Here is a 25,944-nt window from a genome sequence, read left to right on the forward strand (position 1 = left end):
AGGCTCGAACCCCGTCGCACCAGACGGCATGGGCACAAAATGCTGCGTTTGCACAGTTTGAGCCGCCCAGATCATATATCGCGCTCGTCAATGCTGATCATGCGCCGCTTCGCACCTTCGATCCGCAATGCCGTGAGGATGCCGGTCTGATAGGCGCCGGTATCGATCCCGATCCGGTTCTCCATCTCCTCCGGTGCTGCCGAGATCGTGTGGCCGTGCACCACCATGCAACCATGATCGGTTTCGTCGTTCAGGAACTCTTCCCGGATCCAGCGCAGATCATGCGGATCCTGGTCAGCCAGGGACTTGCCCGGCCTCAGCCCAGCATGGACGAACAGGAAATCGCCGAAAGTGAAGCTGTCGGCAAACCCTTCAATGAAGCTGAAATGGGATGCCGGAACGGCAGTGCGAATCATGGCGGCGGCCTCAGTCGGTGCGAGGGTGGCCAGGCGTCCGACCTCGACGCCATAGCTTTGCGCGAACTCGTAGCCGCCATAGGTAAGCCATTGATGCACTGCCTCAGGTTCATCGCCCAGCACGCGCAACATCATTTCTTCGTGATTCCCCATCAGAAAGATGGGCCGGATCCCTTCCGACGGCAATCGCATCAGGAATTCGATCACGCCGCGCGAATCCGGGCCCCGGTCGATCAGGTCGCCCAGCAGAATCAGATAGTCGCGGGCGCGACCATTATCGTGGCGGTCGCGATCGATCGTTGCGATCATGCGCTCGAGCAAGTCAAGCCGCCCGTGCACATCGCCGATCGCATAGGCGCGGGCACCCGAAGGGCCGCGCCATTCGGTGGGTGCTTTGCGCGTGGCACGCGATTGCCTGAAACGCGAGAACATCATTCGAGCCTTTTTGTACCTTGTAGCCGCAGCTAGCCCCGCGCGACGAGACTCTCAAGCGCGTGCGCCCATCGCTCCAGTGCGCCATCGCGCCGGTAACCGTGTTGCAGCATCGCACGGGCGCGATCGCCCATCGCGCGACACGCGGCCCGGTCGTCCGCCAACCCGGTGATCGCAGCGGCGAGACCGGTCGCATCGCCGGGCGCCACCGCCATTCCTGCTCCCGGACTACCGATCATTGACGGCACCTCGCCCATCGGATCGCACACCGCAACGATTGGCCGCGCCGCCGCTGCGATGCCGAACACCTTGCTCGGGACGATCAACCCCTCGAATTCGGGGCGGAGCGACAACCAATGGGCATCGCCCACCGCAAGGCTCTCCGACAGCCGCGCTCGCGGCTGATAAGGCTGGAAAACAAAGCGCTCTCGTCCCGCGGCGACCGCGTTGCGGCGAAGCTCGGTCTGAGCATGGCCGCCGCCGACGAACAGGAACCAGATATCCGATCGATGCGCGAGCAGCCCTGCGGCCGCAAGGAGCGTATCGGCCTCATGTGCGCGGCCGAGGTTCCCGGAATATTCGAGGACGAACGCGTCGGCCGGCAAACCCCAGTCGGCGCGCAACGCCGGGCTGTTCGACGCCGAGGGCGCGATGGCCTCATCATCACTCCAGTTGGCGATAGTGACGATCCGCTCCGCGGCCACGCCGCGGCGGGCAATCCGATCAGCCATGCGCCGGCCGATCGCGACGGTGAGTGCCGAGCGCCGCAACGCGACGTCACGGAGGGCGCCTAGTACACTGCCGACCGGCCCGCGCAATGCGCTCATGCCCATTGCGACCGCGACTTCCGGGTAGAGATCCTGAACCCAGTTTACCAGCCGCGCGCCGCGCACCTTGCACGCGACGAGCGCGACGAGCGCGATCAGGGGCGGATCGGTCTTGGCGACCACAATCGTGCCCCGGCGGAGGATGCGCAGAAGAGTCCAGCCGGCGCTGAGATAAAAGGTCACATAGGCGAGCAGCCGTCCGATGATCCCCAGGTTCGTGCCGTTCACCGTCGCGACCCGCGTGACCGTCACGCCGTTGATTCGCTCTCGCGGCGACAGGCTTGCGCCCACGGTCCCATAGATCAGCCGACTGGTGACGATCTCTACCACCCAGCCCTGCCCCGCCAGATATTCGGCGAGATCGGTCAATATCTGCGCGGTCGCCGAATGATCCGGCGCGTAGAAGCGATTGACGAAGACGATGCGGCGACCAGCGATCTCTCGCGCAGGCAGGCGCCTGGAAGAATCCGAAACCACGGGCCGACTATTTCGAGCCGAAGCCGTTGAGCATCACGACCACGGTTCGCATCGTGATCAGCACGTCCAGCCAGGCGGAGAAATTCTTCACGTAGAAAAAATCATATTGAAGCTTCATGTTGATCTCTGCGAGATCGGCGACATGGCCCTGATTCACCTGGGCCCATCCGGTGATGCCCGGCCGGACGATGTGGCGATAGGAATAAAAGGGTATCTCCGCCTCATACCATGTCGACAGGTCTATCGCCTCAGGTCGCGGACCGATCCAGCTCATTTCGCCGGCCAGGATATTGAAGACCTGTGGCAGTTCGTCCACCCGTGTACGGCGAAGGAAACGGCCGATGCGGGTGACGCGATCGTCATCCGCATGAGTGATCGAGCTCCTGCGTCGCGCGTCCTGATCGGCCTCGACGCTCCGCGGACGCATGGTGCGGAACTTGATCATCGTGAAGGAACGACCGCGATACCCCATACGCTGCTGGCGAAAGAAGACGGGGCCTGGAGAATCCAGGCGAATGGCAATGGCGATCATCGCCATCGCGATCACCAGCGGGGGTAGAACGACGAGGCAAGCTGCGAGATCGAGCAGGCGCTTGAACTTGCGATAAGCGAGGTTGGGGAGAAGCGATCCAAAACTGTTCTCCGACAGATGCTCGATCTGCACCCGCCCGGTGAGCAATTCCCGGACTTGCTTCACATGGTAAACCGGGACGCCGTTGATCGCGGCGTGGGCAAGCATCCGTTCCCAGGGCGAATCGAGATCGTGGTGCAGGTCGGCGACGATCATCACGTCTCGTCCGACAGGAACCTCGGGTCGAGCGAGCGGCAGCCATTCCGCCCCCTCGATATCCTCGAGGAAGCCCGTTCGCCCACCCGGCACGACATGGAAGCGCCGGACCGCCCGGCGCGCGCTGAGATAGGCGAGGGCGTAGGCCACGGCCACGCTGAGGGTGAAGCTCGCGATCAAGACCGTTCGATTATAGTCGAGCCGCAAGACCACGGCGGTCAGGATCGCCAGCCCGAACGACATGGAGAATGTCGGGAGCACGTAAATGAAGGTGCGGGTACCCGGGAAGCCGCCGATCCGGCGCGACAACAATGTCGCACTGACGACGCTGAAAAGGGAAAGGACAAGGCTGGCCGGAGCCGATGGATGCTGATCGTAATTGGAATGCAGGCCGTAGCGCGCGGCGAGCGGCAGGAGCACGCCCAGGAACACCTCGACACAGAGCTGCAACCGCAATGACGAAATCCACCGCGCGTTGCCGACAAGGCTGGACAGATTGCGTTGCATCAGCATGAATCAGGCCCGATCCCATCGCCCCGAAACAATTGCCATCGCGCTACTCCAGCCGTGAACACGAGCGGATGCCAGGCATATGTCATCCGCCCGCACCGCCACCCATCCTTGATCCAAATCTTCGGCCAAATCCAGCCACCTCCCGCAAGTGCGAGATATTCTCATCAAGGCCTCGATCGGTCGGAAGAACGATCGAGCGGTGATCGCCTCTATATCATCACCGTGTCGCCACCGCGACAGAGCATGTCCGATCGGTCGGTGCCGTCCCCGGCCCCAAGAACGCCAACAGGCGATGCTCCGAATCGAGAGGCGGCGGAAACCAGCGCTTGCCAAGCGATTCGAACACCCGCGCGCCCATCCGGAGGACGCTCATGACAGCCGCATCAAACGGCTTAACCATTTGTTTGGTATAGAAACGACATACGACGTCACACATCATTACGGGAAACCTTTTGCACGGTGTGGCGTTACGGCATCAGTTCGAGACACTGTGCAGATGCGAACGTTTTGGGTGGACAAAATACGGGCTTGAGGCTAACCCCAGACCGTGAGCCTACTTCCAAGCGGTTCAGGAGGAGACTGAATATGAAATTTTCGCGGGTAACCGCCGCCATCTTGATGGCGAGCCTTTCTTCACCGCTGTTTGCCGGTGCTGAGCAGTCGGTCGGCAAGCTGACGGCAGCCAGCCAAGGCACCTTCGTTTCGCGCGAGGGCAAGCTGATTCCGGCGAGCGTCGGCCAGTCGCTCTATGCCGGTGATCGCGTCGTGACGCGCGGCCAGGCCCAGGCCAAGGTCGCCTTCCCAGGTTGCAGCTACACCATGGCGCCGACCTCCGTGCTCTCGGTCAGTTCGTCGAGCTGCGCGACCGCTCCGAAGTCGTTCGCTCAGGACGGCGGCTCGGGCGAAGAAGGCGCGGGCGGCGGCGGTGCCGGTGGTGGTGTCGTGCTCGGCCTTGGCATCATTGCGGCCGGTCTCGGCGCCTATTTCGGCTTCAAGAACGACGATTCGAAGCCTGCCAGCCCGTAAGCGCTGCAGCCGATAACGAACGATAACGGGGTCGGATGAAAATCCGGCCCCTTTTCGTATGATGATGGTGCTGCCTTTCAACGGTGCTCCCCGCCGACGTGGCAATATATTTCTATTTTCCTCCTCTCCTAGCCTTAGCTGTCTGGCTATCGCAACGGGTTGAAGCGCTACGACTACCGCCTGACGCTTGCCAATCAGGCCACCTCTTCCTAGGCCCCGAGGTGGGGAGCAAATGACCTGATGCGCATTCTCGTGACCGGCGTGGCCGGCTTCATCGGCTTTCACGTGGCTCGACACCTTATCGCAGATGGCGATACGGTCATCGGAATCGACAATCTCAACGATTATTACAGCGTCGCGCTGAAGCAGGCGCGGCTGGCGCAACTCGCCAAGCAGGGCGGTGACCGATTCCAGTTCGCCCGGGTTGATTTCTCGGACTGGCGCAGCCTGGATGAGGCATTTTTCGACCTGGAATTCGACCGGATCGTTCACCTCGGCGCGCAAGCAGGCGTACGCTATTCGATCGATAACCCACGAGCCTATGTCACGTCGAACGTCGCCGGGCATCTCAACATCCTGGAACTCGCCCGCAACCGGAAGACCGATCACCTGGTCTACGCTTCCTCGTCTTCGGTCTATGGCGGCAATGCGGCGCTCCCCTTCCGGGTCGAAGACCGTGTCGATCACCCGCTGTCACTCTACGCCGCCACCAAGAAGGCGGACGAGCTGATGAGCGAGACCTATGCGCATCTCTATCGCGTGCCGCAGACTGGCCTGCGCTTTTTCACGGTCTATGGCCCTTGGGGCAGGCCGGACATGGCGATGTGGCTCTTCACCAAGGCGATACTCGCCGGCGACCCGATCCGTGTGTTCAATGGCGGCGACATGCGCCGCGACTTCACCTTCATCGACGACGTCGTCTCAGGCGTCGTTTCATGCCTGCACAAGCCGCCACGCGATGACGGTACGCTCAAGGCCGGAGGCAGCGTGGCGCCCCACGCCATTTACAATATCGGCAATCACCGTGCCGAGGAGCTCCACCGGCTGATCGCGCTGATCGAGGTCGCATGCGACCGGGAGGCGATCAAGGTCATGGAGCCGATGCAACCCGGCGACGTCCACGCGACCTATGCCGATATCAGCGCGATCCAACGCGACATCGGCTTCGAGCCCTCGACCAAGCTCGAGACCGGCGTACCCCTATTCGTCGAATGGTACCGCGACTACCACGGCATCTGAGGACCAGCTTCAGCGCAGCAGGTCGACCGCGAACGCGCGCACCGAAGAGCCGATATCCTCACGGGCAATGGCAACGGCCAGATTGGCCTGGACATACCCAGCCTTGTCACCACAATCGTAGCGGCGACCGTCGAAGGTAAGGCCGTGAAAGGGCTGATCGCCGATCATCCGCGCCATCGCGTCCGTCAGCTGGATCTCGCCGCCGGCGCCCTTTTCCTGGGTTTCAAGCACGCGCATCACTTCCGGCTGAAGGATATAACGGCCGATCACCGACAGATTGGAGGGTGCCGTGCCGGGCTTCGGCTTCTCCACCAGGCCCTTGACCTGCGTCAGCGCGCCGGCGCGGACCCCGGGTGTGATCACGCCGTACATATGGGTCTGATCGTCCGGCACTTCCTGCGCACAGATCATGTTGCCGCCGACCTCCATATAGGCGTCAACCATCTGCTTCAGGCAACCGGGCTTGCCGACCATGAAGTCGTCTGCGAGCAGAACCGCAAATGGCTCGTCGCCGACGATATCGCGCGCGCACCACACCGCGTGACCCAGGCCCATCGGCTCCTGCTGGCGGACATAGGCGACAGCACCTGGCCGCAGGCGCGTCTGATGCAGCAGCTCCATCGACTTGCCGCGATGGGCCATGGTCGTCTCGAGCTCATAGGCGATGTCGAAATGGTCCTCGATCGCCGACTTGCCACGACCAGTGACGAAGATCATCTGCTCGATCCCCGCCTCGATCGCCTCGTCCACCGCGTACTGGATCAGCGGGCGATCCACCACCGGCAGCATCTCCTTCGGCAATGCCTTTGTCGCCGGCAGAAAGCGGGTACCAAGACCACCCACAGGGAACACGGCTTTGCGCAGCGGCTTGATCGGCATCCTGTCTCACTCATGAAGCTGGAAACGACGACGTCGTATCGTGGGAATCAACTCCTCCGCCCCTAGTCGGGCGGCAGGCGAAAGGGAAGTACCGTCAGCATCGCGACACAACGAACTCACCGGCCGCCGGTGACGAAACGCAATAGGCCCGGCATCGTCTTCAGCAGCACCCAATAGGCCAGGACAGCGAAGGCAATGATCAGCGCCGGCAGTACGGCATAGGCCGTCAGCACTGCCTCCGCCGTCATCGGCAGTGCGCGGAACGTCAGCTTCTTGCCGACCGTGACCAGCGGCTCGTGTACGGCAAACACGAAGAAGGACGTTCCGCCGAGCCAGGCAAGCGGCCCGCGCCAACGATCCGACTCCGCCAGCCAGCGGCTCGCCTTCAACGCCATGACCACGCCAATCGCGACCGTCGGTCGTAACAGATAGTTGAGCAGCCCCGCGCCGTGGCTGACATAAAAGCCCCATAGTCCGAGCACGAAGAACGGCGCGATCCACCAGCTGGCACGATCGACGACGAACAGCGAGCCGCCCCGGATTGCAATCATCGCGCCGAGATAGAAGAACAGGACTGGCTCACCTTCCGGCAACAGCAACGGCCAGACCACACTCACCCAGGCGCAGAGCAGGACGATCAGCGTCGGCCAGGCAAGATAGCGCGCCGCCAGCCACACCAGCGGCGAGGCGACAACGAGGATCATCAGGTCGCGGATGAACCAGAATTGGTAGGCGATCGGATAGCGCGTGAAACCAAAGATCGCGTCGATCAACTGGAAGGCAGACATACCCCGCACCGCAAGGTTCTGGCTGTTGAAGAGCGGCGCGAATGCGGGGACTGACTGAGCAACTGCCACGAGCAAGAGCAACGCGATGTTCCAGAAGAGAAACGGGACCAGCAGGCTGCGCACCCGCGCCTGAAGCTTGGCGTAATAGATTGCGGGAGAGAAGGACGCGCCCCGGAAGAACAGGAAACCCGACATCAGGAAGAAGAGCGGGACGGCAATACGCGCGATCGAGGCGGTGAAAAGCTGGACATTCTCGACGGTTCGCGCATCCGTCATGCCGCGCGCGCCCTCGGCGAAGTTGGCGGTCACGCCGCAAGCGTGGAGATAGACGATCAGCACGATGAGTGGAAAGCGCAACACGTCGAGTCTTACGAGATGTCCGTCAGCTTCCCCGTCCATCCGTCGTTCCCCCATCCCGATGCCAGTAACACGGCGTCAGCGCCGGAAAAAGACAGCTCAGCCCTTGAGCCACCACCGAAGCACGCCTGCCACAGCGCCCAGGGCGGCGACGCTCGCCGTCCAGATCGCCGCCATCCAGGCAAGCCGCTTCCACAGAGGCGCAGTGTCGGCCTGCATCAATGATAACCGTGCGTGCCGACCTTGCCGCGGAACACCCAATAGGCCCAGCCGGTATAGCCGAGGATCAGCGGGAGCATCACACCGGCGCCGATCAGCATGAAGACCTGCGCATTCTCCGGTGCGGCGGCATCCCAGATCGTCAGTTGGTCTGGCACGATGTACGGATACATGCTGATGCCCAGTCCGACGAAGCACAAAGCGAACAGGGCAAGCACGAGCAGGAACGGCGCCGACTGCGCCCCCCGTCCCAGCGCGCGCCAGAACATCCATCCGAGCGCCGCGACCAGCACTGGAACAGGCGCGGTCAGCAGGATTCCCGGCATGGTCAGCCAACGCGTATAATAATCATGCGCCAGGAACGGCGTCGCCGCGCTGACCGCGGCGATGGCGATCAGCGTGATCACGCCGTAGCGCCGGGCGAGCCGATAGGCCTGTCGCTGGGCCTGCCCCTCGGTCTTGGCGATCAGCCAGCAGCTGCCGAGCAGCGCATAGCCAGCGAGGACGCTGGCGCCCGTCAACAGGGTGAACGGCGTCAGCCAGTCGAGCCAGGCGCCGCCATAGCCGCGCCCGCTGACCTTCACGCCCTGAAGCAACGCACCGAGAATGATACCCTGCGCCAGCGCCGCCACGACCGACCCGGCAGTAAAGCCGAAATCCCAGAAGGCGCGGTGCCGCGGATCGCGCCAGCGGAACTCGAAGGCGACACCGCGGAACACCAGGCCGAGCAGCATGGCGATGATCGGCGGATAAAAGGCCGGCATCAGCACGGCGAAGGCAAGCGGGAAGGCCGCCATCAGCCCTCCCCCGCCCAGCACCAGCCAGGTTTCGTTGCCGTCCCAGACCGGCGCGATCGCGTTCATCGCGACGTCGCGCTCCTCCCCGATGCCAAAGGCCGGGAAGATGATGCCGATACCGAGATCGAACCCGTCGAGCACGACATAAGCAAAGACGGCAAAGGCGATCAGGAAAGCCCAGATCGTGGCGAGATCGTAATTGTGGCTCATGACGCACCTCCGCCACGTTGGGCAGGCCCGGGCACGATCCCCGCCGTCCGGATCGGGGCATTGCCGAGTTCGGATTCGCCCCGCTCGACGCCCTTGTCGATCAGCTTCAGGATATACCAGATGCCGACACCGAACACCGCGAAATAAACGAGCACGAAGGCGATCAACGAGGCGCCGACCGCCGGCGCGGCAAGCGGCGAGGCGCTATGGACGGTGCGGAGCAGGCCATAGACCGTCCAGGGCTGACGCCCGACCTCCGTGGTGACCCACCCGGCTATGACCGCGACAAAGCCGGCAGGCCCCATCAGGACGCCAGCCCGGTGCAGCCATTTCCAATCATAGAGCTTGCCCCGCCACCGCGCGACGAGGCTCCACAGGCCGAGCCCGAAGATCGCCAGGCCGAGGCCGACCATGATGCGGAACGACCAGAACACGATCCACACCGGCGGCTGGCGATCCGCAGGGATTGTATCGAGCCCGGCGAGTGGGGCGTTCAGGTCGTGCTTCAGGATCAGCGACCCGATTTTGGGAATCTCGACCGCATAGTCGATCCGCTTCTCCTTGGCGTTCGGGATGCCGAACAGGATCAGGGGTGCGCCGTCCGGGTGGCTGTCATAATGACCTTCCATCGCCATGATTTTCGCCGGCTGGTGTTCGAGTGTGTTCAACCCATGCTGGTCTCCGGCGAAGATTTGAATCGGTGCGACCAGCGCCGCCATCCACATCGCCATCGAGAAGATCTTCCGCGCATGCGGATCGCTGCCGTCCTTGAGCAGATGCCACGCGCCCGTCGCGCCGACGACCAGCGAAGTGGTGAGGTAGGCAGCAATCACGGTATGGACGAGGCGGTAGGGGAAGCTCGGGTTGAAGATCACGGCCGCCCAGGAGCCCGCGACGACGAACTGGCCCTGCGCGTTGATCGCATAGCCGACCGGGGTCTGCATCCAGCTGTTGGCGGAGAGGATCCAGAAGGCGGAGATAGTGGTGCCGATGGCGACGAGGCAGGTGGCGGCGAAGTGCAGCTTGCGGCCGACCTTCTCCATGCCGAACAGCATCACGCCGAGGAAGCCTGCCTCGAGGAAGAAGGCGGTGAGCACCTCATAGGCCATCAGCGGCCCGATCACCGGCCCGGCCTTGTCGGAAAAGACCGCCCAGTTGGTACCGAACTGATAGGACATGACGATGCCCGACACGACGCCCATCGCGAAGGTGACGGCGAAGATCTTCAGCCAGAAGCGGAAGATGTCGAGATAGAGTTGCTTGCCCGTCCGCAGCCACAGCGCCTCGAGCACGGCGAGATAGCTCGCCAGGCCGATCGAGAAGGACGGAAAGATGAAATGGAAACTGACGGTGAAGGCGAACTGAGCACGGGCCAGCACGATCGGATCGACGGCATCGAACATGAGCGCTTCCCCCTGGTTCGCTCAGCTCTGCTCCCGATCCGACCTTGGGGCAAGTGGACCGAACGCCCAGGTCGACCTATGCCGAGGTACAGCCGCCCGACGCCGGACGGCTAGCGCCAGGCTTATTTCTTCGGTGCGGGTGCCGCCGGCGGGGACGCGCCTGCACCAGGAGGCATCGCGCCCTGCATCTGCTGCTGCATCTGCATCTGGCGGATCACTGCTTCGGGCAGGAAGTCGAGCAGCTCGACGTCGAACACCAGCACCGAATTGGCGGGGATCGGGCCCGTCACCTTGTCGCCGTAACCGAGGCTCGGCTTGATCCAGAAGCGGTACTTGGAGCCCTTGGGCATCTGCTTCAGCGCCTCGGAGAAGCCCGGCACGACCTCATTGACCTTCATCGGGGTCGGCTGCTGCGACTTGTCGAAGGTGGTGCCGTCGGTCAGCTTGCCTTCGTAATTGACCAGCGCGACGTCGGTCTCGGTCGGCTTCGGCCCGCCCTTGCCGGGCGTGATGATCTTGTATTGCAGACCCGAGGGCAGCTCGACCACGGTCTTGTCGCTGCTGCGGTTTTTCTTGAGGAAAACGACCGACGGCTCGTTCTGCACTTTCCACCAGGCGATGCCCTGAATCGCGCCGAGCGTGGCGAGCACCCCGAGGACGATACCGAGCGCGATATAGAGGATCGGCTTCGCGTCGAAGGGCTTCTTGGCGGTCGGGGGCGTGGTGGCCATGGGGAGGCTCCTGGGCGCCGCGGCGCGGGGCCCGCGCGGCGGCTGGAAAAGGGATCAGCGGATCAGGGCGCCGCGGGCGGGCCGCCCTGAGGCAGTTGCTGCATCTGCTGTTGTTGCATCGCGCGCTGACGATAGACCGCTTCGGGCATGAAGCCGATCATGTCGACATCGAAGATGAGAAGCGAGTCGCTCGGCATCTTCGCCGGGTCGGGCGACTGCTTGCCATAAGCCAGCTCTGGCTTCAGCCACACACGGTACTTCGCATCCTTGGGCATCAGTTTCAGCGCTTCGACAAAACCCGGAAGCGCGCCGCCCGCCGACAGCGGAATCGGCACGGGCTGCTGCGAGGCGTCGAACACGGTGCCGTCGCGCAGCTTGCCGACATACATGACACCAGCGAGGTCGGTCGCGGTCGGGCGCGGCCCCTCGCCGGGCTTCAGCACCTGATATTGCAGGCCCGACGCCGTCTCGACGACGTTAGGGCGAGTCTTGTTCCAGGCGAGGAACTGCGCGTTCGAGCCGCGGAGCGCGACGACCTCGGCCGTGCCGCGAGTCGCCAGCCAGCCCGCCGCTAGCACCGCGAGCAGGATGCCGATCCACAGATACACCAGAACGCTACGCTTCGTAGGCTGCAGCGGCACTGCGGTGATCGTGGACATCGTCAGGCACCCTTAACCGGCGCCTGAAGGGCGGCCGGGATTGAGAAGACAGGAAGCGCGAGGGCCAAGCCCCCGAGCCGGCGGTTTTACCGCGCCCCGTCACGCTCCAGCCGCTTGCGCTCCAGCTTGCGGGCGCGGCGGACGGCAGCGGCACGCTCACGGGCGCGCTTCTCGCTGGGCTTCTCGTAATGACGGCGCAGCTTCATCTCGCGATAGACGCCCTCGCGCTGCAGCTTCTTCTTCAGGGCGCGCAGCGCCTGGTCGACGTTGTTGTCGCGAACGATGATTTGCATAAACCCGCAGGTCTCCGGTCAATAGAAATAGGTCGTCGCAAACATGGGTTTGCGCCGTGTGGGAGGGCCCGTACCAGCGCTCAGGCGCATTTTCAAGCAATTTGGCACGTCGCCAACCGGGTTTGCGGGCGCCCGCCCTCGCGGCTATGGCCACCGCATGACCGGCACGCCCCTCACCTTGTACAACAGCCTGACCCGCTCGCTCGAGTCGTTCAGCCCGATCGACCCGACCAATGTGCGAGTCTATTCGTGCGGGCCGACGGTCTACAACTATGTCCATGTCGGCAATTTGCGGGCCTATGTCTTTACCGACACGCTGAGTCGGGTGCTGACCTGGAAGGGTTATCCCCTCACCCATGTCATCAACATTACGGATGTCGGCCACCTCACCTCCGACGCGGATGCGGGCGACGACAAGATGGAAGCGGCGGCCAAGGCCAGCGCCCAGAGCATCTGGGATATCGCGGCGCATTATACCGCGGCGTTCAAGGAGAATATCGCGGACCTCAACATCCGCACCCCGACTCACTTCCCGCTCGCGACCGACCATATCCAGGGCATGATCGCCTTTGCCGAGCAGATCGCGCCCCGGCATTGCTACGAGCTGGAGAGCGGCCTGTATTTCGACGTGTCGACTGTGCCCGATTACGGCCGGCTCGCCCGCGTGGCCGATGACGAGCGCGAAGGGCGGATCGATCCGGTCGCCGGCAAGCGCAACCCGCAGGATTTCGCGATCTGGCGCAAATCCCCGCCGGGCGAGAACCGACAGATGGAGTGGGACTCGCCCTGGGGCCGCGGCGCGCCGGGCTGGCACCTCGAATGCTCGGTGATGAGCCAGCATTTCCTTGGGCCAAGCTTCGACATCCATACCGGGGGCATCGACCACCGCGAGATCCATCACCCCAACGAGATCGCGCAGAACCAGGCGCATTGCGAATGCGCGGACACCGGCGCGACGATCTGGATGCACAACAACTTCCTGGTCGAGCGCGAGAAGGGCAAGATGAGCAAGTCGTCGGGCGACTTCACCCGGCTGCAGACGCTGATCGATGCCGGCATCCACCCCCTGGCCTATCGCCTGATGTGCCTGAGCGCGCATTATCGCAGCGAGCTGGAGTTCAGCCCGGACAATCTCGCCGCCGCCGCGACCCGGCTGAAGCGGCTGGTGATGACGGCGCAGGCCCTCCGCGCGCGTGATGACGGTACCGAGTCGGGCGATGCGTCGCGCTATCTCGACGCGCTGGATGCGGCGGTATCCGACGACCTCAACACGCCGCGCGCCCTGCCGGTGCTCGACGAAATGCTCGGCGACAAGAAGCTGTCGCCGGCGACGCGGCTGAAGACGCTGGCGGTGTTCGACGACGTGCTCGGGCTGAAGCTCGCCACGCTGACGCGCGAAGCGTTGCGGGTGAAGCCGGCGGATACGGCGATCTCGCCCGAGGAAATCGAGGCGCGGCTGGCCGAGCGCAAGGACGCGCGGGCGGCGAAGGACTTCGCGCGATCCGACGCGATCCGCGACGAACTGTCGGCGGCGGGCGTCGAGGTGATGGACGGCGATCCGCTGGGCTGGGACTGGAAGCCCACGCTTTAGTGTGCTGAATCTGACGTTCGCTCCATGACAAACCTGCCGTCATGCTGAACTCGTTTCAGCGTCCAAGGCGCAACAACCAATGCCACTGCTTGTGGAGCATTGGATGCTGAAACGAGTTCAGCATGACGCAATTCAATAGTATCGAACGAACAGTTCCCAGGTCATCAGCCCCAGTTCCCAGGTCATCAGCCCTAAAGCTCTCCAACACGACTCGGTCATAGGCGGCGCATTTTTTCTTTCCGCTGTTATGTTGGATTTTCGATGCGGATTCTCGCTTGCGCTGCAACGGCTTGCGGACGGGTTCCCTGTTATCGCGTAACAGCGGTAAAATCGCCGCGAAACAGCCGAACTTCCGCTGTTCCGCGGCAAAAACCGCGGCAAAAACGTCCAACATTGGTCGACGATATCAAAGAGCAGGTGCGCGGTCGGTGGAGACTTTGCCCGGGCCCATCCTGCGCGCTTCCGGTGGAGCATTGAATCGATCCGCCCGCGCGGCTGCCGGGCTTGTCGCGGCGGAAGCCGCGCGGCATGAACCGGCTGCGATCCCGGAAAGATCATCCGGGGCCATGAGAGGTGTCCCGATGAAAGCCGTCCTCCCTGCCCTGGCCCGTCCGCTGATCGAACCGCGCCTGCCCGCCGGGCTCGATGTCGCCTGGTTCGCCAGCCGCGAGGACGCGATGGAGATGATCGTCGACGCCGACATCGCCTGGGTCGACATGCAGCGCACCGGCACGATCGGCGAAGCGGTGCTGCGCGCCAAGCATCTCAAATGGCTGTTCACGATCCTGGCCGGGATCGATTTCCTCGACCTGCCCGCGCTGCGCCGTCAGGGCACGATCGTGACCAACGGCACCGGCATCAACGCGCTGGCGGTCGCCGAATACGCGGTGATGGGCATTCTCGCCGCCGCCAAGCGATTCGACAAAGTGGTGCGCATCGCCGACCGCCACGAATGGACCTTGACCCCGCCGGGGCAGATCGAGCTGTTCGAGACCAAGGCACTGATCGTCGGATACGGCACGATCGGCGCGCTGATCGGCGATCGGCTGAAGGCGTTCGGCGTCGAGGTGACCGGCGTGACCCGATCGGGCCGTGACGGCACGCTGACGCCCGATGCCTGGGCTTCCAGGATCGGCGATTACGACTGGGTGATCCTGGCGGCGCCCTCGACCGGCGAGACCAAGGCCCTGATCGGCGCGGACGAACTGGCGGCGATGAGGCCGAGCGCCTGGCTGATCAACATCGCGCGCGGCGACATGGTCGATCAGGACGCGCTGATCGAAGCGCTGACCAAACGCCGGATCGCAGGCGCGTTCCTCGACACGGTGACGCCGGAACCGCTCCCGCCGGAGCATCCGCTATGGGATGCGCCGAACACGATCCACACCATGCATTTGTCGGGGCGGAGCCAGACCAAGATGTTTCAGCGGGCGGCGGCGCTGTTCCTGGAGAATCTGGAGGCGTTCATGAGCGGGCGGGCGATGCGGAACGTGGTGGATCTTGAGGCGGGGTATTGAGGGGATCGTCCGGAAAGGAAGCGGACATGATCGCGTTCGTCGACCCCTTCACGGTCGAGCCTCGAGCTTAAAAGGCCCCGCGCGTTCCGCGACAGGTCAGAAACGACGGGGGCGCTCAATCAAAACTCCTTTTACCGGTGAGGGCGGTTCCGAGTTCCACCTGTCTCCAGAGAGCGTTAACGGTTTCATTGCCATCCTGGAAAGCACCCCGGTCGCAAAACCAGAGGCTTGCTCCAAGGGAGTCGGTCGACAGGGCGAGAAGATCACGGGTCTGGCCGTCAGCGGGCAGCAACTCGTCGATCGGCCGTTCGGTCCGCTGCTCCCGCCTCTCGGGCACGAGCCGTATTTGGGCACGCCAAGACGCGAATACACCACCCCGCCCCCGGCTGCTCACGCCCTCGACGGCAGCTCCCTCGGCGCAGGTTCCGATCACGCCGCACATGGTGCCCTCGCCTCTGACCCCCACGCTGCTGGAGCCTTCGGCGAACGAGCCTCGGCCATGAACGCCTTCGACCTTGCCCGCGCCCCAGACCCCCACTCCGGCGGTGACCGCTTCGCGACCGAACTCGGCACCGCTTCCACCATAAACCCCGCAACGCCGCCCTTCGACGTTGACGCCATAATCTATCCTCGCTCCGTTAGTCTTGAAGGCCATGGCCGCAGCACCGTTCGCCACGAAGTAATTGCTACTCTCAGACATGACTTCCTCCTTACGATACCAGTTAAATCCTCATTCACAATGACCCCATCAAACAGCTTTACACGACGATACCAAGATTCGACAGGGCGGATGAATATCTCGCGATTCACTACCACCAATATTCCATTCATATGTGTAACATATGCAGGATGCTTCAAATACAAAACTGCAACTGTATCGGATCTGTAGCAGAAACGATCGCACCCGCACCCAGCTTCTCCGACGTTGCGACGCCCGCGCATTCACATCAAGAAGTTCGAATTCTTCCCCGCGGGAGGCGGTGTCGCAGCATTCATCGCTTTGAATTCGCGTTCATATGGGGCCGCAGCCAGGGCTACTGAACAATCTGAAATGCGAGGCGGCGCCGCGCCTTCCTTGCTCGACGCTCACAGGAGCCTCCGCGATCGCGGGGGCCTCCGGTCTTGTGGCGAATAACTATATATGGCTGTATATAGCTCAACCCGTTGGCGACGAGATGGCGAATGGCCCGTAAGATCAGGATCGACATGACTGGCCTGCGGTACGGCCGCCTGGTCGGGATCGAGTTTTCCCACCGCGCCGGCAGCCATGCGCATTGGCGTTTCCTGTGCGACTGCGGCAACGAGACGACCGTCGACGGCACTGCGGTGCGCGCGGGCAAGACCGCCAGCTGCGGATGTCTGCACCGGGAAATCTGCGCGGCGCGGCTGCTCAAGCATGGCCGGCGCGCGAAGAAGCGCCACGACCCGACCTATCGCGCATGGCAGGAGATCAACACTTTCTGCACCAACAGGGACTCGCCGCGGTACCGCGATTTTGGCGGACGCGGCATCGGCGTCTGCCCTGGCTGGAGCGCCGATTTCGAGTCGTTCCTGGCCGATCTGGGGGAGCGCCCGGCCGGCCAGATCCTCGTCCGGATCGACCCCGATGACGATTTCCAGCCGGACAATTGCCGCTGGGCGCCGGTGCGCAGCCGCTCCCGCCGCGCGGCCGATGGGGCGAGACGCCGGACCGAGGGAATCGGCGCGCCCGTTTGAGCGTGCGCACGGGCTTTGGCGCTGTCCGTCGGGACCAAAATCAGCTAGTCAATGCAGGGGGACGCACCCCGACATCCAGCTGTGGAGGTCCGAGTGACCGGCAGTTACGACAGCATGGTTCTGGGCGAGCGTTTTCAGCTGCCGCGCGTGCCGACAGCGCTCGCGCGGACCGCATCGGTGGCGCCGATCGGCTTTGCCCGGCTGAAGAGCGATATCCCCGCCCATAAACGGGCCAGGGAGGTCCCGACCGAGCGCGCCTATTGCCTGCACGTGTCGCTCGCGCCGTCATCGGTCGACCTCTGGATCGACGGGCAACACCGTTTCGCGGCTGCCGTGCCGACGGGCAGGTCGTTTCTGTTCGACCTGGCCTCCAACCCCGTGTCCGAATTCCACACACCGTTCGATACGCTGCGTTTCTATATCTCGCAGGCCTCGCTCGACGAGCTGGCGTTCGACCACGGGATTCGGGGGCCGGTGACCTTGCTGCCGCAACTGAGCGCTGACGACCGGGTGATGCACGGCCTGGCAAGCGCCCTGATCGACAGCGTCGAGCGGCCGAGCGAGCGAAGCACGCTGTTCATCGACCATATCGGGCTCGCCTTCCATGCCCATGTTACCGCCGTCTACGGCGAACGGCGGGCCCCCGCATCGCGGAACGGCGACCGCCTTGCCCCATGGCAGGTGCGCCGTGCGCTGGACTTCATGACCGCCCATCTGGACGGCGACCCGACCGTCGCCGAGCTTGCCCGGGAATGCGGCCTGTCCCCGGCCTATTTCGCGCGCGCCTTTCGCCGGACGACCGACACCACCCCGCATCAATGGCTGATCCGCCGGCGGGTGGAACGCGCGCGGGAGCTGTTGCTGGCCGGGGACCTGCCGCTGGCGGACATCGCGGCAACATGCGGCTTTGTCGACCAGAGCCATTTCAGCCGGCTCTTCGCCCGGATCGAGGGTGAGACACCAGGGCGCTGGCGGCGGCGGCATCGCTGACCGGACGTCCGGACGCCAGGCACTCCTGAGCCCTCGCACCGCAGGAATATCCCAAAATCCGCCCGGCTGATTGTCCAATACAGCCGGCGGCACCGTAGCGGATAGTCGCGGTCGACGAGCAATCCCGGAAGGATCGCCCGGCTGCGAGGACCCCATGACCAGTCCGCTAGCCTATGACGAGCATCGCATCCCGACCAGCCAGGGCAATGTCCTTGCCCGGGATTATCCGGGCGCCGGCCCGACCCTGGTGCTGATGCACGGCTTCCCGGACAATCAGGGCATCTATGACGACCTGATCCCCCATCTGACCGCGGCGGGGCGCCGGGTCGTCACCTTCGATTTCCTGGGTTTCGGCGGGTCGGACAAGCCGGCCGGCGCGACCTACGGCTTCGATCAGCAGCTCGGCGATCTCGAGGCAGTGGTCCAGTATCTGCATCTGGGCGATATCGTCCTGGTGCCACACGATTCCTCCGGCATCGTCGGGGTGAATTTCGCGATCGCGCACCCGCGCAAGGTCGCGGGCCTGTGCATCCTCAATTCGGCGTTCGAGGATTCGCCGCTGGCGGTGTGGCCGGAGATGATCATCCTGTTCGGCGATCCCTCGCTCGCCGCGCTTGCCCAGGCGTTGCGGCACAGCCCGGCGCAGTTCGGCTGGCTGCTGCAATGGCAACAGGGGCGGTTCGCCGCCGCGCTTTCACCTGAGCACCGCGCGCATTTCGAGCGCGTCATCGGGCCCCTGATCGCCGACAATTTCATCACCCAGCCCAGTTCCGCCCCGGCCTTCGTGCAGATGACCGCGCAATTCTATGCCGAGCTGAAGCGCAATGCCGGGCGGCTGAGCGAGCTCGCCGCGTTGGAAATGCCGGTCAGGGTGATCTGGGGAACCGACGACCCCTATTTCTCCGCGCCGATGGGCGAGGAACGGGCGGCCCGATTCAAGCACGGGTCCTTCCACCCGGTGGCCGCCGGCCACTGGCTGCAATCCGACGAACCGGCGCTGGTCGCCAAGGAGATATTGTCATGAACACCAATCCCCCGAGCCCCGAGACCGTCAAAGCCCTGCAGGATGTGCCCGTGACCCGGGTGCTCGCGCTGGGCCGCTGGACTGACAAGGCGCCGCCCGAAAAGCGCGGGCCTGTGATGCCGTTCGAGGCACGCGACACGATGCGGCTGATGCTCGCCGGCAAGATCGACCAGTGGTTTGCCCGGTCGGACGGCGAAGGCGCGGTCTTCCTGATGAACGTGACCGACCCCGCGGAGGCGCATGCGCTGCTGGAGGCGCTGCCGCTCGGCGAGGCGGGCATGATGGTGTTCGAGCTGATCCCGATCGGGCCGCTCTGGCCGCTCGGCCTGCTGACGCTCGACTGATCCCCCATCGAAAGGCGAACGCCGATGAGCACCACCCCCTCCCCCAGCCGGCGCGCGGTGATCGCCGGCGCCGGCGCCGCGGCGGCCGCGCTGGCGCTGCCGCACGACGCATTCGCCGCACCGATCAAGACAGGAGCAAAGACCATGTCCACCATGACCATGAAAGACGGCGCAAAACTCTATTACAAGGACTGGGGCACCGGCCCGGTCGTGACATTCTCGCATGGCTGGCCGTTGAGCGCCGATGCCTGGGACGCGCAGATGATGTTCCTGGGCAAGCAGGGATATCGGGTGATCGCGCATGACCGCCGGGGCCATGGCCGGTCCGACCAGACCTGGCACGGCAACGACATGGACAGCTATGCCGACGATCTCGCCACCCTGCTCGACTCGCTCGACATCAAGGGCGCGACGATGGTGGGCCATTCGACCGGCGGCGGCGAGGTGGCGCATTATATTGGCCGGCACGGCACGGCGCGCGTCGCCAAGGCAGTGCTGATCTCCGCGGTGCCGCCGCATATGCTGCAGACCCCGACCAACCCGGTCGCGGCGCCGATGAGCGTGTTCGACGGGCTGCGCGCGGGCCTGCTCTCCGACCGGGCGCAGTTTTACCGGGACTTCCCGATGGTGTTCTACGGCTACAACAAGCCGGGCGCGAAGGTTTCGCAGGGGCAGATCGATTCCTTCTTCGCGCAGGCGATGATGGGCAGCATCGAAGGACAATATGACTGCATCGCCGCGCTGTCCGAGACCGACTTCACCGGCGACCTGAAGAAGATGACGATCCCGACCCTGCTGCTGCACGGCGTCGAGGACCAGGTCGTGCCGATCGACATCGCGTCGCGCAAGTCGATCAAGATCCTGCCCAGGGGGACTTTGGTTGAGATACCGGGCGCGCCGCACGGCATGTGCGTGACTCATGCGGGCCGGGTGAACGCGGAATTGCTGACGTTCCTGAAATCCTGAAGCGCCGTCTCGCGAATGGAGCGCCGACCCTTTGCGGGCTGACTGAGCCCGCAAAGGCACGCGGCACGACACCGCGTCCTTTAATGGTGGCGACGTTACGTGCGGCCAGCCGTGCGTGCAAACCTGCCTCCCCGGCACTCTTCGCCGGTGATGCAAATGACACCTATCGTCGCTGCGAAGCGCACTCGTGGCGATGCAAACAATTGGCACAACAAATGCCGGTTTATATTGCGACGCGGATGCATCAAGCCTATGGCCGGCGCAGCGATTCCGGAGCGGAGCCGTCGACAATGGGAGAGAGCATCGGTGCGCTTTACGCGGATTTTTCTGTGCCTGTTCGGACGCCATCATCGCAACGGACGCCGCGTCGTACATGACGGTCAGGATTTCCGGAGTGCCTGCATCGGGTGCGGCATCGAGATGGTGCGCACCGAAGGGGGCTGGAAACCGGAGTCCCGTCGCCATGCCCGATGAACCGGCCAGCGAGCAACGTCGCTTTATCTCCGCCCGCCAAAAGCGTATCGTTCGCGACCGGGCCGTGTGGCCATATCGGGGCCACGGAATAACCTGAACGCGAGACGGGCGGCGGCCCGCTCTGCCTCGCTAGGAGAGGCTCGCCATGGTTGCCATTCCCGTTACGCCTGCCGCGTCGTCATCACAGCCCCCCGTCGTGCGCGAGATCAGTCGCGGCGACCTGTCCTGGGCGTTGCACGAGGGCTGGTCCGACTTCCTCGACAAGCGCGGCGACATCATCCTCGCCGCCATCCTCTACCCCGTGCTGATGCTGGTCGTGGCCGGGGTGGCGCTCGGGGCGAGGCTGTTCCCGCTGCTGCTGCCGCTGATCGCCGGCCTGTCGCTGCTCGGCCCGCTGATCGCGGTCGGTTTCTACGAGCTGGCCCGGCGGCGCGAGGAAGGCCGCGACACGCAATGGGTGCATTTCCTCGATCCGTTCCGGGGACCGTCGGCACCGCAGATCGCGGCACTTGGCACCTTCCTCGCCCTGCTCTTCCTTGCCTGGATCGGCATCGCCTGGGCGATCTACCGGGAAACGCTCGACACGCTTCAGCCGACCGAGCTGAGCAGCTTCGTCCGGCTGCTCTTCACCACGGCCGAGGGATGGCAGCTCATCCTGTTCGGCAACCTTGCCGGGTTTGTCTTTGCGGCGATCACGCTGGTGACGACGGTGGTGTCCTTCCCGCTGCTGGTCGACCGGCCGGTCGATTTCGTTCTCGCGGTCCAGACCTCATTGCGCGCCGCGTGGCGCAACCCGGTCGAGATCGCCATCTGGGGATTGATCGTCGCGGTGCTGCTCGCGCTTGCCTGCATTCCGCTGTTCATGGGGCTGGTGGTCGTGCTGCCGGTGCTCGGTTATGCGAGCTGGCATCTCTATACCCGGCTGGTGGATCGGAGCGTGGCGGGCAGCTGAAAACCACTCCTCCCCGTTCGGGCTGAGCCTGTCGAAGCCTTGTTCTTCTCCGCCATGAAAGAAAGAGCAGCCCTTCGACAGGCTCAGGGCGAACGGAGATAGGGCAGCCTCAATGGCTCAACCCTCAGGCGGCCATGGCCGCCATGCGCCGCTGCCAGAAGGGCGCATCCGGCCAGCGCGCCGCGGCGGCATAATGATCGGCCAGGGCGCGGCGATAGTCAGTGATGCCGTGCGCCGCGATCAGGGCGTAGCGCCGGGCTGCCTCCTCGCCCCGGCCGTCCAGCGTGTCGGCGGCGGCATAGGCGGCGAGGATGCCCGAGCGCAGCGCATGGACGATCCCGCGCGAAGACAACGGGTCGGCCGCGAACAAGGTATCGCCCGTCGCGATCCAGCGCCGGCCGACCGCGCGGTCCAGCGTGGCGGTGCCGGCGGCGCGCACGATCGCCTGGTCAGCGCGAGCTCCCGGCGGCACCAGGGCGGCGATATGGCGGGTCGCCGCCAGCGCGCGGTGCCAGCCTTCGGCTTCGCGCAGGCCGAGACCGGCGGCGATGTCGGGATCCGTCATGCAGGCAACCACCCGGCGGGCACCGGGCAGGTCGGCGCTGTACCACCACCCTTCCGGCCGGGCCTCGATGACGATGCGGGAATCGCCGGGCGCGCCGGCGAAGAAGCGGGCGAAGGCGGCGAGCGGCTCTCCTGCCTGCAGCGCAGCGCCGAAAGCGCGCGCCAGCCGCCAGCGCCGGCCCGTCGCCCAGACGACCAGCCTTGTCTCGACCTTGCCGCCATCGGCCAGATCGAGGCGCCAACCGGTGGCGGTCTCAGCGGCGGATCGCACGGGCGACGCGAGGCGAAGCTCCGCGCCCGCCGCCGCAGCAGCCTCGGCGAGCAATCGGTCGAAGCGGGCACGGTCGAGCTGCCAGCCAGCGCCGTGCGCCGAAAAGATGCCGGGGCGTTCGACCAGCGTGTCGCTGGTCCAGGCGGAGTCGACCGCGCGGCCCGGAACGAAGCCGCCCGCCTCGAAAGCCGGCATCACGCCGAGCTGGTCGAGCAGGCCACGCGCCAGCGCCGGCAAGACTTCGCCCAGCTTCGGCGCGTCGTAGCGGCCCGCCTCGAGCAGCAGCACGCGCAATCCCGGCGCGTGCCGCCTGAGAGTCAGCGCGGCGGCGGCACCCGCCGGACCGCCGCCGATGATCGCGACATCGGCGGCATGCGGTGACTCAGCTGGCGCGGACGGCATAGAAGGACGCGACCACGCCCGCCGGGTGCGTGCTGCCCCCGCTCCCGGAATGGGGAATGGTGCGAGTCACCGAGCCGACGATCGCGGCGGTCTGGAGCTGATCGGTGCTGTTCGGCCAGACCGGCACGAGCCAGCCGATATAATCATAGATCCATTGCTCGCCGCCGACGACGCCCTTGCCCTGGAAGCGGATTTGCGCCGGCGAGCCATAGCCGGCGCTGCCATGCAGAGCGAGCGACCAGCCCGGCCCGCCGATCGTGCCGCCGATCTCGCCCGGTGCCGGCTCGGTGAAGGACAAGGTGCCGCGGCCGAATTCGAGATCCTTGAAATCGGTCTGCACATCGGGGTCGTTGAGCAGGCTGCGATAGGTCCAATCACCGGCGAACAGGTTTCCCATGATTCACTCCTCCGAATCCTCGACGCAGATATATTTGTAGGATGGCGACGGTGCGTCGATGCCGGCGCCGTCATTGCGCACGACGAAGCCGAGCTTCGACCATTCGGTGACCATCTTCAGGTCGCCGGCATTGGTCTGCGGAATGCCGCGCGCCCAGTTGCGCATCTGCGGATTGCCGCCGCCGGACACCGGGAAATAGACCTGCATCGGGCGATGCGCCGGCCACCACAAAGTTTCCCAGACGCGCTGTTCCTTGACGAGCAGATCATTGCCGACGCTGCCCGGATAGAGCTTGTTCCATTCCTCATAGGTGACGTCGATCGTCTGGGTGGAGCATTCGTTGAAATCGGCCTGCCAGGGCAGGCCCGACAGCTTGGTGACGTCGCCCGGCTGAAGCCCGACCTTGAAATTGCTGCCCAGCGAGAGCGGATCGCTGGCATAGGCGACATAGCCCTCCTCGCCGAGCCCCGGTCCCCAGCGGTTGGCATTCTGCTGCGCGGCGGTGAGCTGGAAACCATACCATTCGGGATCGGCCCTGAGCCGGTAGGGCTCGCGCCAGATCGCGGGGTTGCGGATGATCCAGGTCGTCTCCCCGCCCGGGCAGAAGGCGCCGCCGAGCAGGTTGGAGAGCACGCCGCGATCGAGATCGCGCCCGGTGCGCGCGACCCACCCCTTATAGGGTTTCCAAGGGGCGACCGGCGGCGCGAAGCCGGCCTCGACCTCGTCGATGAACAGGCCGTCGGCCCATTGCCGCAACAGGAAGAGCTGCGTGTCGGTAAGGCGCAGGAATTTGCTGACCGCCTGGTTGTTGATCGGGTTGTCGCCGGCGAGCAGCGGCATCAGCGGCAGGTGATAGGTCCGCGTCGCCGGGTTGCCGTCGAGCCGGAATACATTCTCCTCGCCGGGCTTGCGCAGCAGGTCGAACAGATATTGGCGCTTGGGCCGGCCGGGATCAGTGACCGCCTCGGCGGCGGCGAGATCGAGCGCTCGGTCGAGCAGCACGCCCGCGCGGTGCTCGAACCCGAGCCTCTGCAGCACCCGCTCGATCGGCTCGTCCGGGTCCTGCGGTCGATCGTGTACGGCGGGTTCCTGCCGCGCCGTGCTGCGCCCCAGCGCCAGCAGCATTGCCTTGGGCCTGGGCACCGCATCGGCGACGGTCGCGACCGCGGCGGCGATAGCCGCATCGAACGCCGCTTTCGCCTCGGCGTAGAAGGGCGACGGCACGTCTGCATTCTCGACATGGACCGCGTGCCAGCGCGCGGCATAGACCGCCGCATCCTCCCCGGCCTCCGGCGGACAGACGGCCGCGGCGAAGACCGCCGCGGCCTGAGCGAGCGGTCCGGCCGCCGCCTCCGCCGCGGCCGAGGCGCCGGGCGCCTGGGTGGCATCGAGCAGCATCAGCCCGGGCTCGAGCGCGGCCTCGACCAGCCGGCCCGACACATGATCCTCGATCGCCGCCTGCTGCTTGCGGGCAAGCTGGCGCGGCGCGACCCGGGGCGGCTGGCAGAGCTGATAGGGATCGAACGAACCGCGCGTCGACTGGTTGTGCGGGAAGTTCGACTGCTGGAGAATGTTGGTGAAATAGGAGAATTCGTCGGCTCGAAACAGGATCGGCCAGATGTCGCGCCAGAACCAGGGGCGATAGGCCGCATTCCATTCGACCGACCCCGCCTTCCAGTGAAGCAGCGCGGCCTGATCGGTCGGGTCGATCGCCTGCGGATCGGCGAAGGTGCCGGCGGTGCCGAACATGTCGGTGCGATAGGCGAATTCGCGGATCGACATGTCCTCGACCACGTCCTCGAGCGTGATCATGTCGAGCACCTGCGGCGCGTAGCGCGGATAGCCGACGACCACCCAGGCGGGATATTCGACATCGACATAGCGCAGCTGATCGACATTTTCCGCGTGCATGACGAGCCGCGCCATCACCGGTCCATCCGAAATATCGTCGAACCAACCATCGCTATTGGCATATTGATCGATGCGCGGATGGCCGAAGCCGGTCAGGAAGCTGCCGCTGCGGCCATGGCCGCCCAGCACGAGCAACCGGCCGAGATCGTCGGTGAGCAGATCCCCCAAAGTGTCGATGTCGTGCGGCGCCATGCCGGTCGGCGGGAAATTGGCCGCATACATCGGGTTGCCGTCGCGGCTGAAGCTCGCCTTGCGGCGCGACCCGCAATCGACCGCTTGTGGCCCCGGATCAGTGATGAGCTTCTGCCGGGCCTGGGGATCCGTGATCGTCGGGTTGCGCAGCGGCGTGCCGGGCGGATAGCCGATCTCGCCGCGCAGACCGTCAAAGGTGAACCAGGCCGATTTCTTGTTGGCGAGCTGCACACGCCACTGGATGTCGACCAGCGTGCCCTGATTGCCGCCGCCCTCGATCGGATCGCCGATACGCAGCGGCTTCCCCTCGGGATTTTCCGCGTCATAGACATAGATCTGGAACCGCGCGGCCTGGCGCTTGATCCGCCCTTCCGCGTCCTTGAACTTGAACGACTTGCTGGTCGATTCGTCCTTGTGGACCGGATTGCCGGCGCCGTCGCACTCGATCGGCAGGCGGGCCGGCCCCTCGGGCGAGATGCAGAAGCTGTCCGGACTGTCGCCCAGGCGGGCGATGCCGATGGCCGGATGAATACGATAGACCGATGGCGCCGGCATGCTGATCTCCCCGCGCGCACCCTGG

26 protein-coding genes are annotated in these 25,944 nt (G+C 64.8%); 10 read left to right on the top strand and 16 right to left on the bottom strand.

Annotation, left to right across the window (positions count from 1 at the left end; all coding sequences use genetic code 11):
- Positions 1 to 71: 71 nt before the first annotated feature.
- Genes ACZ1I5_RS13630 through ACZ1I5_RS13640 form a run of 3 tightly spaced genes read right to left on the bottom strand, consistent with a single transcriptional unit; the run spans position 72 to position 3,452 of the window.
- The gene (locus tag ACZ1I5_RS13630; protein ID WP_465169787.1) at positions 72 to 851 is read right to left on the bottom strand and encodes a metallophosphoesterase family protein; all 780 of its coding nucleotides are present in this window, start codon (positions 849 to 851) and stop codon (positions 72 to 74) included.
- A 29-nt stretch (positions 852 to 880) separates the two neighbouring features.
- On the bottom strand, positions 881 to 2,152 hold the full coding sequence (locus ACZ1I5_RS13635) for a glycosyltransferase family 4 protein (protein ID WP_465169788.1): 1,272 nt from the start codon (positions 2,150 to 2,152) through the stop codon (positions 881 to 883).
- A 7-nt stretch (positions 2,153 to 2,159) separates the two neighbouring features.
- Positions 2,160 to 3,452 carry a sugar transferase gene (locus ACZ1I5_RS13640; RefSeq protein ID WP_465169789.1) on the bottom strand — a complete coding sequence of 431 codons (1,293 nt, stop codon included), beginning with the start codon at positions 3,450 to 3,452 and terminating at the stop codon, positions 2,160 to 2,162.
- A 585-nt stretch (positions 3,453 to 4,037) separates the two neighbouring features.
- Between ACZ1I5_RS13640 and ACZ1I5_RS13645 the strand changes: the two genes are divergently transcribed.
- Both ACZ1I5_RS13645 and ACZ1I5_RS13650 read left to right on the top strand, forming a co-directional pair.
- The gene (locus ACZ1I5_RS13645; RefSeq protein WP_465169790.1) at positions 4,038 to 4,478 is read left to right on the top strand and encodes a FecR family protein; all 441 of its coding nucleotides are present in this window, start codon (positions 4,038 to 4,040) and stop codon (positions 4,476 to 4,478) included.
- 240 nt (positions 4,479 to 4,718) lie between these two features.
- Positions 4,719 to 5,717, top strand: coding sequence for a GDP-mannose 4,6-dehydratase (locus ACZ1I5_RS13650; RefSeq protein ID WP_465169791.1), 999 nt, complete (start codon positions 4,719 to 4,721; stop codon positions 5,715 to 5,717).
- Between the two features lie 9 nt (positions 5,718 to 5,726).
- Here ACZ1I5_RS13650 and galU read toward each other — a convergent pair whose 3' ends face one another.
- From galU to rpsU, 8 genes are all read right to left on the bottom strand, one after another.
- Positions 5,727 to 6,596, bottom strand: a complete 870-nt coding sequence (gene galU, locus ACZ1I5_RS13655) for a UTP--glucose-1-phosphate uridylyltransferase GalU (protein ID WP_465169792.1) — start codon at positions 6,594 to 6,596, stop codon at positions 5,727 to 5,729.
- Positions 6,597 to 6,712: 116 nt separating this feature from the next.
- Positions 6,713 to 7,741 (bottom strand): acyltransferase family protein, encoded by a 1,029-nt coding sequence (locus ACZ1I5_RS13660; RefSeq protein WP_465169793.1) that lies wholly within the window; start codon positions 7,739 to 7,741, stop codon positions 6,713 to 6,715.
- 99 nt (positions 7,742 to 7,840) lie between these two features.
- Positions 7,841 to 7,960, bottom strand: a complete 120-nt coding sequence (locus ACZ1I5_RS13665; RefSeq protein ID WP_465169794.1) for a DUF2474 domain-containing protein — start codon at positions 7,958 to 7,960, stop codon at positions 7,841 to 7,843.
- On the bottom strand, positions 7,960 to 8,967 hold the full coding sequence (gene cydB, locus ACZ1I5_RS13670) for a cytochrome d ubiquinol oxidase subunit II (RefSeq protein ID WP_465169795.1): 1,008 nt from the start codon (positions 8,965 to 8,967) through the stop codon (positions 7,960 to 7,962). Before cydB ends, ACZ1I5_RS13665 begins: the two co-directional genes overlap by 1 nt.
- Positions 8,964 to 10,370: a cytochrome ubiquinol oxidase subunit I gene (locus ACZ1I5_RS13675; protein ID WP_465169796.1), complete on the bottom strand. Its 1,407-nt coding sequence runs from the start codon at positions 10,368 to 10,370 to the stop codon at positions 8,964 to 8,966. The genes cydB and ACZ1I5_RS13675 overlap by 4 nt, the downstream gene beginning before the upstream one ends.
- A gap of 122 nt (positions 10,371 to 10,492) precedes the next feature.
- Entirely contained in the window at positions 10,493 to 11,101 is a 609-nt protein-coding gene (locus tag ACZ1I5_RS13680) for an FKBP-type peptidyl-prolyl cis-trans isomerase (RefSeq protein ID WP_465169797.1), read from the bottom strand.
- 62 nt (positions 11,102 to 11,163) lie between these two features.
- Positions 11,164 to 11,760 carry an FKBP-type peptidyl-prolyl cis-trans isomerase gene (locus ACZ1I5_RS13685; RefSeq protein ID WP_465169798.1) on the bottom strand — a complete coding sequence of 199 codons (597 nt, stop codon included), beginning with the start codon at positions 11,758 to 11,760 and terminating at the stop codon, positions 11,164 to 11,166.
- Between the two features lie 86 nt (positions 11,761 to 11,846).
- Positions 11,847 to 12,053, bottom strand: a complete 207-nt coding sequence (gene rpsU / locus ACZ1I5_RS13690) for a 30S ribosomal protein S21 (protein WP_034160206.1) — start codon at positions 12,051 to 12,053, stop codon at positions 11,847 to 11,849.
- 157 nt (positions 12,054 to 12,210) lie between these two features.
- On the opposite strand from rpsU, the gene cysS reads away from it, so the two are divergent.
- A complete protein-coding gene (gene cysS / locus ACZ1I5_RS13695) occupies positions 12,211 to 13,644 on the top strand; it encodes a cysteine--tRNA ligase (RefSeq protein ID WP_465169799.1) in 1,434 nt (477 codons plus the stop codon).
- 55 nt (positions 13,645 to 13,699) lie between these two features.
- Here the strand turns inward: cysS and ACZ1I5_RS13700 are convergent, their stop codons facing one another.
- Positions 13,700 to 14,038: a hypothetical protein gene (locus ACZ1I5_RS13700; RefSeq protein WP_465169800.1), complete on the bottom strand. Its 339-nt coding sequence runs from the start codon at positions 14,036 to 14,038 to the stop codon at positions 13,700 to 13,702.
- A 187-nt stretch (positions 14,039 to 14,225) separates the two neighbouring features.
- On the opposite strand from ACZ1I5_RS13700, the gene ACZ1I5_RS13705 reads away from it, so the two are divergent.
- A complete protein-coding gene (locus ACZ1I5_RS13705) occupies positions 14,226 to 15,161 on the top strand; it encodes a D-2-hydroxyacid dehydrogenase (RefSeq protein ID WP_465169801.1) in 936 nt (311 codons plus the stop codon).
- A gap of 115 nt (positions 15,162 to 15,276) precedes the next feature.
- Here ACZ1I5_RS13705 and ACZ1I5_RS13710 read toward each other — a convergent pair whose 3' ends face one another.
- A complete protein-coding gene (locus ACZ1I5_RS13710; RefSeq protein ID WP_465169802.1) occupies positions 15,277 to 15,861 on the bottom strand; it encodes a hypothetical protein in 585 nt (194 codons plus the stop codon).
- Positions 15,862 to 16,343: 482 nt separating this feature from the next.
- Between ACZ1I5_RS13710 and ACZ1I5_RS13715 the strand changes: the two genes are divergently transcribed.
- From ACZ1I5_RS13715 to ACZ1I5_RS13740, 6 genes are all read left to right on the top strand, one after another.
- Positions 16,344 to 16,877 (top strand): hypothetical protein, encoded by a 534-nt coding sequence (locus ACZ1I5_RS13715; protein ID WP_465169803.1) that lies wholly within the window; start codon positions 16,344 to 16,346, stop codon positions 16,875 to 16,877.
- A gap of 93 nt (positions 16,878 to 16,970) precedes the next feature.
- Positions 16,971 to 17,867 carry a helix-turn-helix domain-containing protein gene (locus ACZ1I5_RS13720; protein ID WP_465169804.1) on the top strand — a complete coding sequence of 299 codons (897 nt, stop codon included), beginning with the start codon at positions 16,971 to 16,973 and terminating at the stop codon, positions 17,865 to 17,867.
- A 154-nt stretch (positions 17,868 to 18,021) separates the two neighbouring features.
- Positions 18,022 to 18,891, top strand: a complete 870-nt coding sequence (locus tag ACZ1I5_RS13725) for an alpha/beta fold hydrolase (RefSeq protein ID WP_465169805.1) — start codon at positions 18,022 to 18,024, stop codon at positions 18,889 to 18,891.
- The gene (locus ACZ1I5_RS13730) at positions 18,888 to 19,235 is read left to right on the top strand and encodes a hypothetical protein (protein WP_465169806.1); all 348 of its coding nucleotides are present in this window, start codon (positions 18,888 to 18,890) and stop codon (positions 19,233 to 19,235) included. Before ACZ1I5_RS13725 ends, ACZ1I5_RS13730 begins: the two co-directional genes overlap by 4 nt.
- 144 nt (positions 19,236 to 19,379) lie before the next feature.
- Complete coding sequence (locus ACZ1I5_RS13735; protein ID WP_465173967.1) at positions 19,380 to 20,201, top strand: alpha/beta fold hydrolase; 822 nt, start codon at positions 19,380 to 19,382, stop codon at positions 20,199 to 20,201.
- Between the two features lie 619 nt (positions 20,202 to 20,820).
- Positions 20,821 to 21,627 (top strand): DUF2189 domain-containing protein, encoded by an 807-nt coding sequence (locus ACZ1I5_RS13740; RefSeq protein ID WP_465169807.1) that lies wholly within the window; start codon positions 20,821 to 20,823, stop codon positions 21,625 to 21,627.
- A gap of 124 nt (positions 21,628 to 21,751) precedes the next feature.
- Here the strand turns inward: ACZ1I5_RS13740 and ACZ1I5_RS13745 are convergent, their stop codons facing one another.
- The 3 genes from ACZ1I5_RS13745 to ACZ1I5_RS13755 are packed head-to-tail and all read right to left on the bottom strand — an operon-like array spanning position 21,752 to position 25,919.
- Positions 21,752 to 22,864 carry an FAD-dependent oxidoreductase gene (locus ACZ1I5_RS13745; protein ID WP_465169808.1) on the bottom strand — a complete coding sequence of 371 codons (1,113 nt, stop codon included), beginning with the start codon at positions 22,862 to 22,864 and terminating at the stop codon, positions 21,752 to 21,754.
- Entirely contained in the window at positions 22,845 to 23,261 is a 417-nt protein-coding gene (locus ACZ1I5_RS13750; RefSeq protein WP_465169809.1) for a hypothetical protein, read from the bottom strand. Before ACZ1I5_RS13750 ends, ACZ1I5_RS13745 begins: the two co-directional genes overlap by 20 nt.
- 3 nt (positions 23,262 to 23,264) lie before the next feature.
- Positions 23,265 to 25,919, bottom strand: coding sequence for a LodA/GoxA family CTQ-dependent oxidase (locus tag ACZ1I5_RS13755; RefSeq protein ID WP_465169810.1), 2,655 nt, complete (start codon positions 25,917 to 25,919; stop codon positions 23,265 to 23,267).
- Between the last annotated feature and the right edge of the window lie 25 nt (positions 25,920 to 25,944).

The sequence above is a fragment of the Sphingomonas sp. BL-S-30 genome (assembly GCF_055521475.1).

Excerpts from the sequence above, each read along its gene's own strand:
- ACZ1I5_RS13630 (WP_465169787.1), bottom strand. The coding sequence starts at position 851 with ATGATGTTCTCGCGTTTCAGGCAATCGCGTGCCACGCGCAAAGCACCC.
- ACZ1I5_RS13640 (WP_465169789.1), bottom strand. The coding sequence starts at position 3,452 with ATGCTGATGCAACGCAATCTGTCCAGCCTTGTCGGCAACGCGCGGTGG.
- ACZ1I5_RS13645 (WP_465169790.1), top strand. The coding sequence starts at position 4,038 with ATGAAATTTTCGCGGGTAACCGCCGCCATCTTGATGGCGAGCCTTTCT.
- ACZ1I5_RS13650 (WP_465169791.1), top strand. The coding sequence starts at position 4,719 with ATGCGCATTCTCGTGACCGGCGTGGCCGGCTTCATCGGCTTTCACGTG.
- galU (WP_465169792.1), bottom strand. The coding sequence starts at position 6,596 with ATGCCGATCAAGCCGCTGCGCAAAGCCGTGTTCCCTGTGGGTGGTCTT.
- ACZ1I5_RS13665 (WP_465169794.1), bottom strand. The coding sequence starts at position 7,960 with ATGCAGGCCGACACTGCGCCTCTGTGGAAGCGGCTTGCCTGGATGGCG.
- cydB (WP_465169795.1), bottom strand. The coding sequence starts at position 8,967 with ATGAGCCACAATTACGATCTCGCCACGATCTGGGCTTTCCTGATCGCC.
- ACZ1I5_RS13675 (WP_465169796.1), bottom strand. The coding sequence starts at position 10,370 with ATGTTCGATGCCGTCGATCCGATCGTGCTGGCCCGTGCTCAGTTCGCC.
- ACZ1I5_RS13680 (WP_465169797.1), bottom strand. The coding sequence starts at position 11,101 with ATGGCCACCACGCCCCCGACCGCCAAGAAGCCCTTCGACGCGAAGCCG.
- ACZ1I5_RS13685 (WP_465169798.1), bottom strand. The coding sequence starts at position 11,760 with ATGTCCACGATCACCGCAGTGCCGCTGCAGCCTACGAAGCGTAGCGTT.
- rpsU (WP_034160206.1), bottom strand. The coding sequence starts at position 12,053 with ATGCAAATCATCGTTCGCGACAACAACGTCGACCAGGCGCTGCGCGCC.
- cysS (WP_465169799.1), top strand. The coding sequence starts at position 12,211 with ATGACCGGCACGCCCCTCACCTTGTACAACAGCCTGACCCGCTCGCTC.
- ACZ1I5_RS13700 (WP_465169800.1), bottom strand. The coding sequence starts at position 14,038 with ATGTTGGACGTTTTTGCCGCGGTTTTTGCCGCGGAACAGCGGAAGTTC.
- ACZ1I5_RS13705 (WP_465169801.1), top strand. The coding sequence starts at position 14,226 with ATGAAAGCCGTCCTCCCTGCCCTGGCCCGTCCGCTGATCGAACCGCGC.
- ACZ1I5_RS13710 (WP_465169802.1), bottom strand. The coding sequence starts at position 15,861 with ATGTCTGAGAGTAGCAATTACTTCGTGGCGAACGGTGCTGCGGCCATG.
- ACZ1I5_RS13715 (WP_465169803.1), top strand. The coding sequence starts at position 16,344 with ATGGCCCGTAAGATCAGGATCGACATGACTGGCCTGCGGTACGGCCGC.
- ACZ1I5_RS13725 (WP_465169805.1), top strand. The coding sequence starts at position 18,022 with ATGACCAGTCCGCTAGCCTATGACGAGCATCGCATCCCGACCAGCCAG.
- ACZ1I5_RS13730 (WP_465169806.1), top strand. The coding sequence starts at position 18,888 with ATGAACACCAATCCCCCGAGCCCCGAGACCGTCAAAGCCCTGCAGGAT.
- ACZ1I5_RS13735 (WP_465173967.1), top strand. The coding sequence starts at position 19,380 with ATGTCCACCATGACCATGAAAGACGGCGCAAAACTCTATTACAAGGAC.
- ACZ1I5_RS13740 (WP_465169807.1), top strand. The coding sequence starts at position 20,821 with ATGGTTGCCATTCCCGTTACGCCTGCCGCGTCGTCATCACAGCCCCCC.
- ACZ1I5_RS13745 (WP_465169808.1), bottom strand. The coding sequence starts at position 22,864 with ATGCCGTCCGCGCCAGCTGAGTCACCGCATGCCGCCGATGTCGCGATC.
- ACZ1I5_RS13750 (WP_465169809.1), bottom strand. The coding sequence starts at position 23,261 with ATGGGAAACCTGTTCGCCGGTGATTGGACCTATCGCAGCCTGCTCAAC.
- ACZ1I5_RS13755 (WP_465169810.1), bottom strand. The coding sequence starts at position 25,919 with ATGCCGGCGCCATCGGTCTATCGTATTCATCCGGCCATCGGCATCGCC.